Source organism: Nocardiopsis mangrovi, assembly GCF_042653925.1.
Taxonomy (GTDB): Bacteria; Actinomycetota; Actinomycetes; order Streptosporangiales; family Streptosporangiaceae; genus Nocardiopsis_B; species Nocardiopsis_B mangrovi.
This window is the reverse complement of sequence record NZ_JBHSFQ010000003.1, coordinates 383,320-400,358: the sequence shown is the minus strand read 5'-3', so window position 1 is coordinate 400,358 and position 17,039 is coordinate 383,320. Positions and strand designations below refer to the sequence as shown.

Genomic DNA, 17,039 nt, shown 5'->3' with positions numbered 1-17,039 from the left:
GCGTTTCCGCGGCTCAGGGCTCGTGCGAGAGTGGGGGAGATGATGGGAATCGAACTCGGGCTCCCAGCCGTCGGCAGTGGCTCACCGCGGCCCCGGGCCGCGCGGGGATGATCTCGTCGCCCGTCAACGCGGACAGTCACCGTGCTGCCCCGGCTCGCGCGACGTATCCGCTTACACCGTCGGGGCCCGCGAAACCGCGGCCGCCATCGCGACCGATCCCAAGGCGGCGCGTCACTCTTCATCCTCGGCATGCACGCGTGACCAGCCCTCGAGCGACGACGACGTTATGGAGAGAGCCACGCGCGCCCCAAGGAATCCGTTCTGCGCATATCCGGCACCACACGGTCCGAAGCGGAGTGGCTGGAGGTCACCTGCCTCCCGCGCACACGGAGATGGTCCCTGCGCGGCCCGTCGGGCATACCGCTGACCCGTCCGTTGCCGACCGACACACTGGGCGCTTTGGTATTGTCACATTGCTAGCGCGCGCAAGCATATGCACGGTCGGGAGACAGAACACGATGGCACGGCGGGCTTCGCAACGACGGACCACGGCCGCGGATATCGCCAATGAAGTCGGCGTGTCACGCGCGACTGTCGGTTTCGTCCTCAACGAGACCCCCGGACAGAAGATCTCCGAGGCTACCCGCAGCCGCGTCCTGGACGCGGCGGTCCGCCTCGGCTACCGGCCGCACCGGGCCGCTCAGGCACTCGCAAGCGGTCAGAGCAGGATCATCCTGTTCGTTCTGCCCGACTGGCCGGTGGACTACAGCATGCGGCGCTACCTGGAGGAGGCGTCCCTACTCCTCGACGAGGCCGGCTACAGCCTGGTCACCTCAACCCCGCACCCCAGCGGGCAGGCGCATCCCCTGTGGGAGTCGCTGAACCCCGATGTGGTCGTCGGCTTCAGCTCGTTCGGCCCTGAGGACGTGGCCTCCATGCGCGCCAACGGGGTTGGCAGGATTATTCCCTCCCCGGAGGAGGTGCCGGCGTCTTTCCGCGGATCGCCGGCGCTCACCACCGGGCCGCGGCTCCAGGTCGAGCACTTGCACGGACTGGGCCACCGGAGCCTGGCCTTCGCCGCGGCACCGGATCCGCGCATCGCCGCAATCGTCGCCGAACGTGCGCGCGCGGCTCAGGAGACCGCCCGGCGGCTCGGTCTGGAGACCCTGGACGTGCGGCCGGTGGCCCATGACGACGAGCGCGCCGGCTCCGTGATCGCGCAATGGCGTGCGGCCGGGGTGACCGGGGTCGTGGCCTACAACGATGACACCGCCGCCGCCACCGTGAGCGCCGCGATCCGCGCGGGTGTGTCCGTGCCCGCGGACCTCGCCGTGGTCGGCCACGACGACAGCCCGCTGGCAGCGGTGTTCCTCCCCTCCATCTCCAGCGTGCGGCTCGACACCGCCGGGCTCGGCCGGCATCTCGCGCAGTGGGTCCTCGACGAGGTGGGCGGCCGCTCACGGCCCCACGGGCACGTCGACGTCGACGCGACCATCGTGCGGCGCGAATCCACGTGAGCATCCGCCTTTCGGCCTGAACTCGGGCGCGGCGGGCCCCGGCGGCATCGCTTCCCCACATCTGCTCTCGCTGATCGATCGGGCCCGCCGGCGGCTCCGTGGGTCCGCGTGCACGACATCGGCCCCGATCTCGCCCCGCGACCGCGGCTCCTGGCCGCCGACCAGTGGTACTCGCGCGGTGGACGCCTCTGGGCCCGCCCAATTGCCCCTACTTGCGCGCGCTAGTGAATGTGTCTACGATCACGTCATTGCACAACTAGCGCGCAATAGTTGCTGGTCGCGCGTTCACGCACCCCCTGGAGCCATCGCCATGACCATGAACCCCAGCGGCGCGCCAGCCCAGGAACCGTCCTCCGCGGGTGCGCAGCCGGCGTCCCCGCCGAACGAGGCGCTCACGGGCGACACCCTGCCCGAGGTCGGGGCGGTCTACATCTGGCTGATGGTCTTCGCCCAGTTCGGGGTGTTCGTCGCTTTCATCACGCCGCTGGCGATCTCCTTGTCGATCCGCGTCGATCAGCTCGCACCCGGGCACGAGGAGTACCTCGGCTACATCACCGGTTCAGGGGCGCTGGCGGTGATGGTCGCCGGTCCCGTCCTCGGCGTGCTCAGCGACCGTGCTCGCACGCGCCTGGGGCGCCGGCGCCCGTTCATGATCGCCGGAATGGTGCTCGGTACCGCGTCCCTGTGCGTGATGGCCCTGGCCCCCGACATCGTCCTGTTGGGAGCGGGCTGGATCCTCGCGCAGCTCGGCTGGGGACAGGTGCTCGGAAACCTGCAATTCTCCACGGCCGACCGGCTCCCGGAATCCCAGCGCGGCAAGGTCTCCGGGCTGACCGGATTCGCCACCCAGGTCGCCCCTGTTCTCGGGGTCGCGCTTGCGGGACAGCTGACGCGGGACAACCTCCTCCTCTTCCTCGTGCCGGGCGCCATCGGCATCGTGCTCGTCACGCTGTTCGTCGTGTTCGTCCACGAGGACGACACCCGCGGCGCGACCTTCCCCGAGGCGCTGACACCCGGGTCGCTGCTGCGCAAGTACCTGTACGACCCGCGCACCTACCCCGACTACTCGTGGAACTGGCTCGGCCGCTTCCTCTTCTACTTCGGGCTCACCCTCAACACGACGTTCACGGCGTTCTTCTTCGCCTCCCGCATGGGGGTGAGCGTCGATGAAGCCGCCGGGGTGATCGCCGGAATCTCACTGTTCGGTGTTGTGGCCACCACGGTCGGAGCCATCGGCGGCGGCTTCCTCTCCGATCGGCTGCGCCGCCGCCGCGTCTTCGTGTTCGGCGCAGGGGCTCTGTTCGCGGCCGGCGCGATCGTCATGGCCGTCTCCGCGGATCTTCCCCTGCTCATCGTCGGAGCCGCGCTCACCTCCGTCGGCATCGGCGCGTTCGCAGCGGTCGACCAGGCGCTCCTGCTCGACGTGCTGCCCGAGCGCGAGACCGACGCCGGCCGCTTCATGAGCATCACCGGGTTCGCGACCTCGATCCCGCAGGCGGTCGCACCGCTTATCGCGCCGGCGTTCCTGGCCGTCGGCGCGGGCGCCACAGGGGAGAAGAACTACGCCCTGCTCTACACCGTCGCGGCCGTGTGCACATTGGCCGGAGGGCTCGCCACCACCCGGATTCGGTCGGTCCGGTGAGCGCGCCGGAAACGATCGCGACCCCACCGCCCTCCATGCAACCGCCGCCGACACGCCCACTCTCGACCCGTCCGGCACCGAGCCCGAGGAGGCCGTCTCCGTGACCATCACCCCCACACGCCTGCGCTTCGAGCACCACCGCGATCCGATCGGCATCGCCGAGACCCGACCGCGCATGAGCTGGATCGTTCCGGAGGCGCCGGCCGGGTGGCGCCAGTCCGGCTACGAGCTCCAACGCGACGACGGCACGACGGTGCCGGTCGAGGGCGACGAGTCGGTACTGGTCGCATGGCCCTTCGCGCCGCTCTCCTCCCGGGAGCGGCGGGCCGTGCGCGTGCGTGTCGCCGGAGAAGACGGTTCCCCATCGGCGTGGAGCGAGTGGACCACCGTTGAGGCGGGCCTGCTGAGCTCTTCGGAGTGGCTCGCGCAGATGGTGGGACCAAATGCGGCTGGTGCGCTCGCCTCCGAGTCCGCACCGCTCGTGCGGGGCACTTTCCCGGTGCGGGATGTGCCGGTGTCTCGCGCTCGTGTCCACGCGAGCGCGCACGGCGTGTTCGAGCTGGAGGTCAACGGCCATCGCGTCGGACACGACGAGCTGGCTCCGGGCTGGAGCGCCTACGAGTCGCGCGTGCGCTATGCGACCTACGACGTGACCGGCCACCTCGCCAGCGGACAGAACGCGGTGGGCGCATGGCTCGGTGACGGCTGGTGGCGCGGGTTCCTCGGATGGGACGGACGCAAGGCGCTCTACGGCTCCGAACTCGGCGTCATCGTCCAAATCGAGATCGAGTACGAGGACGGGGAGTGCCAGACCGTGGCATCCGGCCCCGAGTGGAAGGCGGGCGCGGGCCCCATCCGCTCCGCCGACCTCTACAACGGCGAACACTTCGACGCGCGGCTCTTCGACACGGCGTGGTCGACCGCCGCGTTCGACGATTCCGCGTGGGAGAGCGTGACCGTCCGCACCTTCGATGCGGGCGTGCTGACCGCCCCCGACGGCCCACCCGTCCGCCGAGTCGAGACGCTCACCGCGCAGAACATCACGAGGAGCCCTTCGGGGGCGACCATCGTCGACTTCGGCCAGAACCTCGTCGGGCGCCTGCGGATCCGCGTCAGGGGCAACAAGGGCGACACGATCACCCTCCGCCACGCCGAGGTGCTTGAGAACGGCGAGCTCGCGACCGGCCCCCTGCGCGCCGCCAAGGCCACCGACACCTACACGCTCGGCGGCGCGGGGGCCGAGGAGTGGGCACCCCGTTTCACCTTCCACGGCTTCCGCTACGCGGAGATCACGGGCTGGCCCGGAGAAGTCGGCGCCGACGACGTCATCGCCGAGGTGCTGCACACCGACATGGAGCGCACCGGATGGTTCTCGGCCTCCGACCCCCTCGTCGGCCGGCTCCACGAGAACATCGTCTGGGGCATGAAGGGCAACTTCGTCGATGTGCCCACCGACTGCCCCCAGCGCGACGAGCGGCTCGGCTGGACCGGCGACCTCCAGGTGTTCGCTCCCACCGCCGCCTACCTCTACGACTCGGCCGGAATGCTGTCGTCGTGGCTGCGCGACCTCGCCGCCGAGCAGCAGCGCTACGGCGGAACCCCCATGATCGTGCCCGCGGTGACGGTCGGGTACAACGGCCCGATGGCCGGTTGGGCGGATGCCGCCACCGTCGTCCCCTGGACGCTCTACCAGTCCTACGGCGACCTTGATGTGCTGCGCCGGCAGTTCGACAGCATGGCGTCCTGGGTCGACGAGGTCGAGGCGGCAGCGGGCGCCGACAGCATCTGGGGCGCCGGGTTCCAGTACGGCGACTGGCTTGACCCCACCGCCCCCGCCGGTCGCCCCGAGGCGGCGCAGACCTACCCGGAGATCGTGGCGACCGCCTATTTCGCCCGCTCGGCACGGATCGTCGCCGACGCCGCCGCGCTCCTCGGCAGTGACGACGACGCGGCCCGCTACGGCGCGCTCGCCGACGAGGTGCGCACCGCCTTCCACCGCGAATATGTCGCGCGCTCCGGTCGCCTGCTCTCCGACAGCGCGACCGCCTACTCCCTCGCGCTCGTCTTCGGCCTCATCGACGATGGCGACGAGCGGCGGCGGGCCGCCGACCGGCTCGCCGAGATCGTGCGCGGCAACGGGTACAAGATCTCCACCGGATTCATCGGCACGCCGTTGATCTGCGACGCGCTGAGCGCGAACGGCCACGCTGAAGCCGCCTACCGTCTGCTTTTGCAGACCGAGAGCCCGTCGTGGCTCAACACGGTCGAGCTCGGCGCCACCACGATCTGGGAGAGGTGGGACTCGCTCCTGCCCGACGGCACCGTCAACCCCAGCGGGATGACCTCGTTCAACCACTACGCCTTCGGGTCGGTCGGCGACTGGATGCACCGCGTGGTCGCGGGCCTTGCCCCTGCCGCCCCCGGCTACCGCCGCCTCCGCGTGGCGCCTCGGCCGCCGCGGCGCGGATTGACCGCGGCCTCGGCACTCCTGCACACGCCCTATGGCACGGCGTCGAGCGCATGGACGCTCACCGACGGCGCGGTCGAGCTCACCGTCGTCGTGCCGGTGGGCGCCACCGCGGAGGTCGTCCTGCCTTCCGGCGCTGTGCACGAGGCCGGGCACGGCACGCACGTGTACACCGAGCCCTTCGAGGTCGAGCCGTCCACACGCCGTGCCGTCACCGTCGACACACCGCTCGGCGAGATGATGGACGACGCCGAGGCCGTGGCCGTGCTCAAGGGCGTGGTCACGAAGTACATCCCCGAGGCGGCGGAGCACATGTCGGCGGGCCTGCGCGGACAGGACCACGTCACGCCGCGCCAGATCGCGGCGATGCTGCCGCGCCCCGACGGTGTGCTGGCGGACCTGGAACGCGGCCTCGCCGCGGTGTCAGCGGGAGAGGAGATCCCCCTCGACGTCCTCAGCGCGCCCGAGCCGACGGCAGAGGAGGACGCCGGTCTCCAGGCCAAGGCCGCGCTGCTGACCGGCCGCGACTTCGCGTCCACGCGGGCGGCCGAGGGCATCCGGTCACTCGTCCTCGCCGACGGGCCCCACGGGGTACGCCGCCAGGACGGCGAATCCGACCATCTGGGGGTCCACTCCTCACGGCCGGCGACGTGCTTTCCGCCCGGGGCGGCGACCGGATCCAGCTGGGACCGGGCGCTGATGCGCGAAATCGGCGAGGCGATCGGGCGAGAGGCCCGCTTCCTGGGAGTCGACGTCGTCCTGGGCCCCGCGATCAACATCAAGCGCTCGCCGCTGGGCGGCCGCACCTTCGAGTACCTCTCCGAGGACCCCCGCCTCGCCGGCGAGCTCGGAGCCGCATGGGTGCAGGGTCTGCAAAGCAGTGGGGTCGGCGCCTCGGTCAAGCACTTCGCCGTCAACAGCCAGGAAACCGATCGGATGCAGGTCAGCGCGGACGTCGACGAGCGCGCTCTGCGCGAGATCTACCTGCCCGCATTCGAACGCATCGTCACAACGGCGCGACCCGCCACCGTGATGAGCGCCTACAACGCGATCAACGGCGTCTTCGCCTCGGAGAACGCGTGGCTGCTGACAGAGCTCCTGCGCGACGAATGGGGCTTCGACGGGCTCATCGTCTCCGACTGGGGCGCCGTCAAGGATCGCGTCGAGGCACTGCGCGCGGGCCTCGACCTCGAAATGCCGTCCTCCAACGACGAGGGAACCACGGCGATCATAGGCGCGGTGCGCGAAGGGCGCCTCGACCGCGACGCCGTCGAACGCGCCCACGAACGCCTCGCCCGTCTCGCGGAGAGGACCGCTCCAGACGGGGGCACCGAGCTGGACCACGACGCACACCACGCGCTCGCGCGGCGTGCGGGTGCGGCATCGGTCGTCCTGCTGCGCAACCGGGCCCAGACGCTGCCGCTGGTCCCCGGTCGCAACGTCGCCGTGATCGGCGGGTTCGCGATCGACCCGCAGTTCCAGGGCGGAGGCAGCTCACATGTCAACCCGACGCGGGTCGACATCCCGCTGCACGAACTGCGAGCGGCACTGGGACACGACCACGTCACCTTCGCCCACGGGTATGGCACGGACGCGGGCGCCGATACCGAAGGGCTCATCGCCGAGGCCTCGGCAGCGGCGGCCGCCTCCGATGTCGCGGTGGTCTTCGCCGGCCTCTACGAGAGCGACCAGTCGGAGGGGTTCGACCGTGAGCACATCGACCTGCCCGCGAGCCATGTCGCCGTGATCGAGGCGGTGGCCGCCGCGGCCGAGCGAACGGTCGTGGTCCTCATGAACGGCGGCGTCGTCTCCCTGGAACCGTGGCACGACTCGGTGGATGCGATCGTCGAGGGCTGGGCTCTCGGCCAGGCGGCCGGCGGTGCGCTCGCCGACGTGCTCACGGGCGCCGCCAACCCCTCCGGCCGCCTTGCCGAGACCATCCCCTTCGCCCTGTCGGACACGCCGTCCTACCTCTCGTTCCCCGGTGAGAGCGACGTCGTCCGCCACGGCGAGGGCGTCTTCGTCGGCTACCGGTACTACACGAGCACCGACCGCCCCGTGCGCTACCCCTTCGGACATGGTCTGAGCTACACCACGTTCGCCTACGACACGTTCGATGTGGAGAACACGGGCCCCGGCACCGCGCTCGCGCGCGTGACGGTGACGAACACCGGTGAGTCTCCAGGGGCCGACATCGTGCAGCTGTACGTCAGCCCCGCCGCCTCGCGTGTGCGCCGTCCGGTTCGCGAGCTCGCCGCATTCGAGAAGGTGCGGTTGGAGCCGGGACAGTCCGCAACGGTGTCGTTCGAGCTGGAACGCCGCGCGTTCGCGTTCTGGGACGTCTCCGGGAAGCGGTGGTGGGTACAGCCGGGCACCTACGGCGTGCACCTGGGACGGTCCGCGGCCGACATCGCCGAAACGCGGACACTCACTCTCCAGGGGGACACGGACCTTCCCGGCCCGCTCGGCCTGGAGTCCACCGTCGGCGAATGGTTCGGCCATCCCGTCGTCGGGCCGGCGCTGATGCAGGCGCTGACGGCCACTGCCGGCGAGGAGCGGCTCGCGGCGGCGGGCGACAACACCAACATGCTCAAGATGGTCGAGTCGATGCCGATGGCCCAGTTCGTACGCTTCCCGGGCGTCGAGATCACCGATGCGGCACTGGAGCACCTCATCGGCTTGAGCCGGAAAGCCGCCGCCGGTGAGGACGCCGGAACCACCCGATGAAGCGATCCGACCGCCGATCGGTCACTCGGCTCACGGCCGGCCTGGACATCGGCGACCACCTGATCGCTGGCCGCAACGGCACGATCCCCGTGCGGCGCTACCGCCGCGCGAGCGCCGAACCCGTCGCCACGCTCGTCTGGGTACACGGCGGCGCCTTCGCTTTCGGTGGACTCGACCAGCTCGAGTCCCACGCGGTCGGCGCCGCCCTAGGCCAGCGGGGCATTGAGGTCGTGGCCGTCGACCATCGCCGCGTGCCACCGTGGAACTGGTTCCGCGACCCTCCTGCCGGACGCCTGGCGGGGACCCGCTATCCGGTTCCCCTGCACGATGTGCTCGACGTCTTCGAGGTAATACGTCACGAGCAGGCTCACGCCGTGCTCGGCGGGGCCAGCGCGGGCGCGTGCCTGAGCGCCGCAGCGGCACTGGCACTCGCCCAACAGGGCACAGCCGCCCCGCCTCTCGTCCTCGCCTACGGCACGTTCCACGCGGCCCTTCCCGAGATCGCGCCCGAGATGCGTGCGCGGGTTCGGGGCCTGCGTGGGCTCACGCAGTTCCGACCGCAGACGGTCCACCGCATGAATCGCAATTACGCCGGCTCGGAGCAGGCGATGCGCGAGGCCACGGCATTCCCCGGCGGACACGATCTGCGCGCCATCACCGATGTGCTCATGATCGACGCCGACAGGGACACGCTGCGGGCGTCAGGGGCAGCGTTCCGCCGCGAACTCCACTCCGCGGGCACGAGGCTCGATTACCACGTCATCGCAGAAGCGGCGCACGGGTTCCTCGACAGGCCGTCGACAACGCCATTCCGGCGCGGGATCGACGCCATTGCGACCTGGCTGAGTGCAGAACGTCGAACCGACGGAACCGAAGGAAGGACCACACCACGATGACGGGGACGACCGCGCGACGCCGGGTGCTGCTCACCGGTGCCACCGGCAATTGGGGCCGCGCCGCCCTCCGCGAGCTTCGCTCACACCCGGAGCTGGAGGTCGTCGCCTTCGCGCTGCCGGGTGCGGCCGACCGCAGGATCCTCGAGGAGTTCTCCGGGATGGAGAATCTTTCCGTGTGCTGGGGCGATCTCACACGCTACGCGGATGTGCGGTCGGCCATCGCCGGCGCCGACGTGGTCCTCCACGTCGGAGCGGTCGTGCCGCCGCTCGCCGACAGCAGCCCTGCCCTTGCCCGCCGCGTGAACATCGGCAGCATCCAGAACATCATCAGGGCGGTGCGTGAACGGCCGGATCCCGCATCGGTCGCGGTCGTCGGCGTGGGTTCGGTCGCCGAGACCGGCGACCGGCAGGATCCCCACCACTGGGGGCGTGTCGGCGACCCCGTCCGGGTGTCGCAGTTCGACGAGTACGGGCAGACGAAGGTCGCCGCCGAGCGCCTGCTCGTCGAGTCGGGGATACCGAAATGGGCGTGGCTGCGCCAGACGGGCATCTTCCACCCGGCGATGCTCGAGATCCGCGATCCGATCATGACGCACTCGCCGTTCGGCGGCGTCATGGAGTGGGCGACCGCGGAGGATTCGGCACGGCTGCTCGCCGGAATCGCGGCCGGCGCCCCCGACGAGTTCTGGGGCGGCATCTACAACGTCGGCGGCGGCGAGGGATGGCGTCTGACGAACTGGCAGCTCCAGGTGGCGATCGGTGCCGCCATGGGCGTGCAGGACATCCGCACGTGGTACGACCGCAACTGGTTCGCGACCCGCAACTTCCACGGCCAGTGGTACACCGACAGCGATCGCCTCCACGCGCTCGTGCCCTTCCGCAAGGACACCTTCGCGGAGGCCATGGGCCGGGCGATCGCGGCCGCCCCGAAGTCGGTCCGGTCCGCGGGAAGGGTGCCCGGCTGGATCGTGAAGAACCTCGTCATGAAGCCGCTCACCCGCAGACCGCGGGGCACGATGGCGGCCGTGCGGGCCGGTGACCGCCAAGAGATCGCGGCGCACTTCGGCTCCTACGAGCAGTGGCGTCAGATCGGCGACTGGTCGACGTTCCGCGAACCCGCCCCCACGCGCACACCGAGCCACCTCGACCACGGATACGACGAGGGCAAGATTCCTTCAACCTGGACATCTCTGGACTACTCCGAGGCGGCGGCCTTCCGCGGTGGTCGGCTCCTGACGACTGATGTGACGACCGGCGACATCGCGACCCCGCTCGTGTGGCGTTGCGCCTTCGACCACGTCTTCGCCGCGAGCCCGCGCCTGGTCCTCACCGCCGGACACTGGTGCGCCGACTGCGTCCGCGACCCCGCGGGATACGCCCGCCAGGCCGAACGCAACCCATTCCTCGCCCAGATCGAGAACGATTATCAGCCCGGCACACCGGAGGCGGTTTGAGCGCAGCCCCCGAAGTGAGATCACACGAACCCGCACGGCATTCGTCGATCCGGCCGAGGGCCGGGCAGCCGCCCATCAGGCGAGTCCCCGGCCCCGAGCGGCCACCGACCACGGTGTTCAGGGGTTCAACCGGGCACCGAGATGGGATTCGATCGCGTCCGCGGCAGCTCTGGCGCCACCCGACTTCTGCAGCACCCTGCTCATGTCCGTGACGTTGCCGGCCACGGCGGGATCCGCGTGGACATCTTCGACTGCCTGTCGGATCAGGTCCGGCGACAGACGGCCGGTGAGATGGCGGCCCAGACCGAGCTGCTCGATCTGGCGGGCGTTCGCGACCTGCTCGGGCTGCTGCGGCACAGCCACAATAGGGACGCCGTGATACAGGGATTCCATCGTGGAGTTCATTCCCGTATGCGAAAGAAAAATATCGGCGTTCCGCAGCACATCCAGCTGGGGAAAATGCGGTCGAATCTCGACGTTGGGCGGGGCGCTTCCGAGCTCCGCTGGATCGACCTGGGTTCCAATCGCCAAAGCGACGCGCCACTTTCCATCCCCGAAGGCGTCAATGCACATCTGGTAGAACTCGGTGTTGCGGTTGAAGGGCGATGTTCCCAGAGAAATGAACAGCAGTGGGCCGCCGCCCGGTGGCGTCCAGGTTCCGTCATCGTTGCGAGCCCCTAGGCTCGGTCCAACGAAGTGGAATCTTTCGTCGAATGTGTCGGCTGCTGGCTGGAACTCACGAGGGATGAAGACGATGTTCAGCGGTGCGGGTGGGCCTTCGAACAGGTTGATCGCCTGCCCGCCCATCTCATCGGCGAGTTCCAAGCCGACCTCCCGCATTTGCTGGAACAAATTCCCCGTCTCCCCAGGCGCATTTCCTGCACCCGATTCGGCCATGGACTGGAAAGAGAAGTTCTCGTTGGCAGCATAGGTGGGGTGAAGAGCGATCGCCGGGACCCCGACGCGGTCGGCCGCACGTCGTCCCGGGATCGTGAGCGTGTTGTCGTAGCACACCGCGTCGGGCCGTTGCAGTTCCACATAATCGTCGATGATTCCGTCGCCGATGATCTGTGACTGGTAGCGGATCAACGTCTCCATCATGTGGCGCATCACGGTGCCCCAGTCGCCAGGATGGGAAGCCGAATTGACCACCGGAAGGGCCAGTTCGGGCAGGGGGACGAGCGCGGCTCCAACGGATTCGATTGCGAAACGAAGGCGTTCGTCGGTCGCGTAGGAAACACGATGGCCGCGCCCGACGAGTTCTCTCACCAACGGCAGTGTCGGATTAATGTGACCAGCAGCACCAATGCTGGTAAAAAAGACATGCATTTGATACGATTTCCTTACGTTGGATGCGCACGGGTCGAAATTGGTTCATGGGGATCGCGTTGAGCCGAAGCCGAGCCCGGACTGATTCTCGGCTGATCCCGAGATAATCCACCATCCCCAGGCATGGCCCACGGGCCGTCCTCAGGCCCGTGTCGGCCCTCCGGCAGGAATCTCTGTCTCAAGGCCGCCCTTTTCAGGTTCGGCAAAACTGTCGGCCAACTTCTTTTCCGGCAGAAAGAACGCCAGTACCAGGCCTGCTGCGAAGACTGGGACCAGGTAGCCGAAGACCGGGGTGAGGGCCTGCTGGTAGGAGAGGATGACGGCGTCCTGGATCTCGGCGGGGAGGGCGTGGACCGCAGCGGGGGTCAGGGACTCTGTACGTCCGACAGCCTCGGTCGCCGCGACCGGTATGCGGTCGGCGAGTTGCTCGGTGAGGCGGTGGGTGAACACGGCGCCGATGGCGGCGGTTCCCAGGGTGGCACCGATCTCGCGGAAGAAGTTGTTGGACGAGGTGGCGGTGCCGACGTCCCTGCCGGGGGCGTCATTCTGCACGGCCAGGACGAGGGTCTGCTGCATCATCCCGACCCCCGCACCCATCAGGAAAAAGTAGGCTCCGACCACGACCAGCGGCGTGTCTGTGCCCAAGGTGGACATCAGCAGCGCGGTGACGGTGACGACGGACGAGCCGAGGACGGGCCACATCTTGTAGCGGCCGGTCTTGCTGATGAACTGACCGGAGGGGATGGCGGTGACGATGATGCCGACGACCATGGGGATCAGGAGCAGTCCCGACTCGGTGGCGCTGACTCCGTAGACCATTTGCAGATACGTGGGCATATAGCCGATGACGGCGAACATCCCGACGCCGATGACGACCATGCCGATCAACGTGGAGATATTGAAGATGCGGCTGGCGAAGAGCCGAGGCGGGATCACCGGCTCCGCGGCGCGGGTCTCCACGATGAAGAACGCCGCCCAGGCCGATATGGCGCCCGCGACGAGGCCAAGGATGATCGGGTCCGACCAGTCGTACTCCGTGCCGCCCCACATGGTGACAAGCACGGTGCAGGAGACTGCGACGGCCATGAGCGTGATGCCCATGTAGTCGATGGTGGCCTTGGCGGCCTTCGAGGGCAGCCGCAAGGCGAAGGCGGAGACGGCCAAGGCGACGATACCGAGCGAAAGGTTGATCCAGAAGGCCCAGCGCCACGCAGCGAGATCGGTGAGCCAACCGCCGAGCAGCGGGCCGATCACGGAGGCGAGGCCGAAGACGGCGCCGATGGGGGCCATGTACTTGGCACGTTGGCGGGGCGGAACGAGGTCGGCGATGATCGCCTGCGAGGTGATCATGAGCCCGCCCCCGCCCAAACCTTGGACGGCGCGACCGATGATGAGTACCGTCATGTTCTGGGCGGCCCCGGCCAGGACGGATCCGGCGATGAAGACCACGATGGCACCGAGGAAGAGGCTCTTCCGGCCGAGGAGGTCACCGAGGCGGCCATACACCGGCATGCTGATCGTGGCGGCCAGAATGTAGGCAGTGGTCACCCAGGCCATGTGCTTCACGCCGTGCAACTCGCCGACGATGGTGGGCAGCGCGGTGCTCACGATCGTCTGGTCGAGAGCGGCCAGCAGCATCGCGGTCATCAGAGACGCGAATATGAGGCCGAAATGGCGCGGGAGTGCGGCCGCATCCGTCGGGACGGGTCTCCCGGTCGCGCCGGATTCTTCTTCCATCCCGGAAGGCGTGGCTCTGGCCATCATGGGGCTCCGAACTTCATCGTGGTCGGTCGACATCAGGTGAAGTCGTGGGTGCCGGGCGCCAGCAAATCCTCAAGTACCGTCACAGCGCGCTGCACGTAGAGGACCGGAGAGTCGGAGCGGTCGTCGGCGGTGTCCTGTGACCAGCGCTCCATACCGCTGCGGACGGCGGTCATCGCAACAGAGGCGATCAAGTCCGGGACCTGCTCGTCCGTATCCGGGTCCATGCGCTGCGCGACAGTGGCGGCGAGAGTCAGCCGGGAGGCGTCGAATCGCGCCATGAGAGCGGCGAAGACGGTCGGCGCACTGTGCGCGAGCTCGAAGACGTCGTGGACCTCACTGCGTTCTGGCGGATCCTGAGCGAGCTGCTCGATGAGCAGACGGGTCAAATCCGTGAGGACGTCGCGAGGGCGGCCGGGGCCGCCTTCGACGAAGCGAGCGACCAGATCGGGCGACAGCTCCGCGGGAGGCTGCTCGACCACGGCAGACTCCTTGCTTGGGAAGTAGTTGAAGAACGTTCGCGGCGAGATGCCGACCCCGGCGCTGATCATCTCGACGGTGACCTTGTGGAAGCCGTGTTCTCGAGCCAATCGGAGCGCCACCACATGAATCTCACGCCGCGTTTCACGCCGCCGACGGTCGCGCAGACCTTCACCAAGTGATCCCATGCCAACATGATTGCACAACGTGCAAGATTTGCGCAAACGGCACTAATTGCAGTATGCGCATGTTTCTCTACCGCAGCGTGACGGCCCCGTTCATGAACTGGTGCGGCCTTGTCGCGTCTCGCACCACACCGCCTTCGATGGTTGCCATGTGTGCAGCGTCGCTCGATTCCGGCTGGTAGCCGAGGGAGTCGGGGTGAAGAACCTCGGCGACACCTACCAGACCGTCTACCCGCAGGTCGCCGCCTCTCTGATGATCAGACCCTGCGGGGCGTTCACTCGGTCAAGCCGCCGTCTGCCGACTGAAGCGAGATCGGCGAGTGGCTCTTCCCGTGTGAACGGTTCTTCAGTGGCACCACGAGGGTTGTGGGCGTCGGTCGTGGCGGGGGGTGGCGTACCCGCGGCAGGTGGATGCGCGGGGGCGCTGTACGGGAGGGGCGCCAGAGTCGAGGCCACCCGGCCCGAGGAGAGGAGAGGGCCGGGCGGCTGGTCTCAGCGGGTGATCTCGAACCACACCGTGGTCGAGGCAAGATCTCGGTCCACGCCCCACCAGGAGGAGAGGGCGTCGAGCAGATGGAGGCCCCGACCGCTCTCGGTGAAAGCGTCGGGCGGGTGCAGTCGGGGGCCGTGCCGGGGGTGGAGTGGTCCGTCGTCTGCGACCTGGACCCGGCACCATCCGGGGGCGGTGGCGACGGCCACCGTGAATCGTCCGCCGGGACGGCTGGAGCGGCTGTGGCGGACGGAGTTCGTCGCCAGCTCGCTCACGCAGACTTCGACGTCGCAAGGTTGGGAGCCGGAGGCGAATCCGCAGTTCGCGCGGGCGAACCGGCGGGCCGGCCCGACGCTGGAGAAGGCCGCGATGAACGAGCATGCCCGTGCCGAGTCGCCCGGGCCGCTGCTGCGGCGGGGGAGTGGCGGTCGGCCGGTGTCGGCTGGCCGGTTCATGCGGGTCGTCATCTCCTGTCTCCTGTTTCGTGTCGCGGGTGGTCCGGGCGGCGGGGGCGGCTCCTTCTCGTGCGCATGCGGCATCGCCTTCCAGCCGGCCGGAGGTTCGGCACGGTACTCAGGTCCCCTCATCTTCACTGACCCAGGTAGAAAATGCAACGGGGCGATTTTACAACGGTGCGATTGTCCGCATATGCGGAGTCGTCATGGAGGAGGGTCGCTATGATCGCGGCATCGATACCGACGGTGAGGAGCAGCGACATGACTGTGGGAAGCGATGGTCCCCCGGTCCGCAGGCGGCATCTCATGCTCCGCATGAGAAAGCTCCGCCAAGCCGCCGGGCTGTCGCAGGAAGAGGCTGCGGCGGTGATGGGATGGAACCGGTCGAAAATCCACCGGCTGGAGTTCGGCCGCAACCAGAAGATCAAGGCCGCCGACGTACTGGCTCTCTGCCACATCTACCAGGTCCCGGCCGCCGAGACCGACGCCCTTGCCGCCCAAGCCCGCGAGTCGGGTAAACGCGGCTGGTGGCACAAGTACAGCGACATCCTGCCGGGCCCCTACATCGAACTCGAAGCAGAAGCCACCGTCATCCGCGACTTCGAGATCGCGCTCATCCCCGGCCTCCTCCAGACCCCCGGCTACATGAAGGCGCTCTTTGGCCGCGCTGCTGGCGCGACGGACGAGGAGGTGCAGCGGCGCCTCGACGTCCGCCTCGAGCGGCAGCGCATCCTGGACCGCAAAGAGCACCCTCCGCGGCTCTGGGCCATCATCGACGAGGGAGCGATCCGGCGCATGGTGGGCGGGCCCGAGGTGATGCGCGAGCAGTGGCAGCACCTCATCGACGTGTCACGCCGCCCCAACATCGACATCCAGGTTCTGAGGTTCGAGGACGGGGCACACGCAGGTGTCGCCGGGCAGTTCGTCGCCTTGGACTTCTCCGGCCTTGACCAGGTGGTCTACATCGAGACCGAAAGAGACGGCTTCTACCTGGAAAGTCCCGACCAGGTCGAGCGCTATACGCTGGTGTTCGAAAAGGTTCTGGCCACGGCCGCGTCCATTGAGAAGTCCGTGGAGTTCCTCGAGACCCTGGTGTCCGGAGCCTGAACCGCCGCTCCTGAGTACCGAAGAGGCCCCCGATGGACCTACACGATGCCGCCTGGCGTAAGTCCAGCCACAGCGCACCGAACTCCAACAACTGCGTCGAAGTCGCCGACCTCGTCGGCATGGCCGGTGTCCGTGACTCGCAGAACCCGCATCTGCGGCACCTGGAGTTCGGCGTCGCCGAGTGGGCGGCGTTCCTCGACGCCGTCCGCGCCGGTACCGTCTAAACCCCCACAACGTGTGAAGCCCCGCTCTGCGCAGAGCGGGGCCTCCGGGACGTCGTCGCTCTGGGAATCGCCCTCCCGGGGGCGCGACAGACGACCATATCCCAGCCGCCTCTGGAGATCTCGGCTTGGCGCTGGTCCGATGTCGGGGAAGGGGCAAGCCGACACGTGGCGACCCTCACCCATACAGCTCGCGTGCCGACGAAGAAGCACAATGCTCCGTGCATGCTTTCCTGAATGAATAAGGTAATTCATTCAATATGCAGCGTGTCTCGGCTAGGGAACAGCGATTGCGATATAGTTGTCCC

At 68.5% G+C, this 17,039-nt stretch carries 11 protein-coding genes; 7 read left to right on the top strand and 4 right to left on the bottom strand.

What is annotated here, in order from left to right; genetic code table 11:
- Positions 1-107: 107 nt before the first annotated feature.
- The 5 genes from ACFO4E_RS05605 (at position 108) to ACFO4E_RS05585 (ending at position 10,703) form a co-directional block, all read left to right on the top strand.
- On the top strand, positions 108-1,517 hold the full coding sequence (locus ACFO4E_RS05605) for a LacI family DNA-binding transcriptional regulator (RefSeq protein ID WP_378571928.1): 1,410 nt from the start codon (positions 108-110) through the stop codon (positions 1,515-1,517).
- A 310-nt stretch (positions 1,518-1,827) separates the two neighbouring features.
- Positions 1,828-3,159 (top strand): MFS transporter, encoded by a 1,332-nt coding sequence (locus tag ACFO4E_RS05600; protein WP_378571927.1) that lies wholly within the window; start codon positions 1,828-1,830, stop codon positions 3,157-3,159.
- 100 nt (positions 3,160-3,259) lie between these two features.
- A complete protein-coding gene (locus ACFO4E_RS05595) occupies positions 3,260-8,353 on the top strand; it encodes a family 78 glycoside hydrolase catalytic domain (RefSeq protein WP_378571926.1) in 5,094 nt (1,697 codons plus the stop codon).
- Entirely contained in the window at positions 8,350-9,249 is a 900-nt protein-coding gene (locus tag ACFO4E_RS05590; RefSeq protein ID WP_378571925.1) for an alpha/beta hydrolase, read from the top strand. The genes ACFO4E_RS05595 and ACFO4E_RS05590 overlap by 4 nt, the downstream gene beginning before the upstream one ends.
- Positions 9,246-10,703 carry an NAD-dependent epimerase/dehydratase family protein gene (locus ACFO4E_RS05585; protein WP_378571924.1) on the top strand — a complete coding sequence of 486 codons (1,458 nt, stop codon included), beginning with the start codon at positions 9,246-9,248 and terminating at the stop codon, positions 10,701-10,703. The genes ACFO4E_RS05590 and ACFO4E_RS05585 overlap by 4 nt, the downstream gene beginning before the upstream one ends.
- 117 nt (positions 10,704-10,820) lie before the next feature.
- On the opposite strand, the gene ACFO4E_RS05580 is transcribed toward ACFO4E_RS05585, so the two are convergent.
- The 4 genes from ACFO4E_RS05580 to ACFO4E_RS05565 all read right to left on the bottom strand — a co-directional run bounded on the left by ACFO4E_RS05580 (position 10,821) and on the right by ACFO4E_RS05565 (position 15,415).
- On the bottom strand, positions 10,821-12,032 hold the full coding sequence (locus ACFO4E_RS05580; RefSeq protein ID WP_378571923.1) for a macrolide family glycosyltransferase: 1,212 nt from the start codon (positions 12,030-12,032) through the stop codon (positions 10,821-10,823).
- A 141-nt stretch (positions 12,033-12,173) separates the two neighbouring features.
- A complete protein-coding gene (locus ACFO4E_RS05575; protein ID WP_378571973.1) occupies positions 12,174-13,769 on the bottom strand; it encodes an MDR family MFS transporter in 1,596 nt (531 codons plus the stop codon).
- A gap of 59 nt (positions 13,770-13,828) precedes the next feature.
- Positions 13,829-14,461 carry a TetR family transcriptional regulator gene (locus tag ACFO4E_RS05570; RefSeq protein WP_378571922.1) on the bottom strand — a complete coding sequence of 211 codons (633 nt, stop codon included), beginning with the start codon at positions 14,459-14,461 and terminating at the stop codon, positions 13,829-13,831.
- Between the two features lie 489 nt (positions 14,462-14,950).
- Positions 14,951-15,415, bottom strand: coding sequence for an ATP-binding protein (locus ACFO4E_RS05565; RefSeq protein ID WP_378571921.1), 465 nt, complete (start codon positions 15,413-15,415; stop codon positions 14,951-14,953).
- Positions 15,416-15,718: 303 nt separating this feature from the next.
- On the opposite strand from ACFO4E_RS05565, the gene ACFO4E_RS05560 reads away from it, so the two are divergent.
- A complete protein-coding gene (locus tag ACFO4E_RS05560; protein WP_378571920.1) occupies positions 15,719-16,510 on the top strand; it encodes a helix-turn-helix domain-containing protein in 792 nt (263 codons plus the stop codon).
- Positions 16,511-16,542: 32 nt separating this feature from the next.
- Positions 16,543-16,734 carry a DUF397 domain-containing protein gene (locus tag ACFO4E_RS05555; RefSeq protein WP_378571919.1) on the top strand — a complete coding sequence of 64 codons (192 nt, stop codon included), beginning with the start codon at positions 16,543-16,545 and terminating at the stop codon, positions 16,732-16,734.
- Positions 16,735-17,039: the final 305 nt, after the last annotated feature.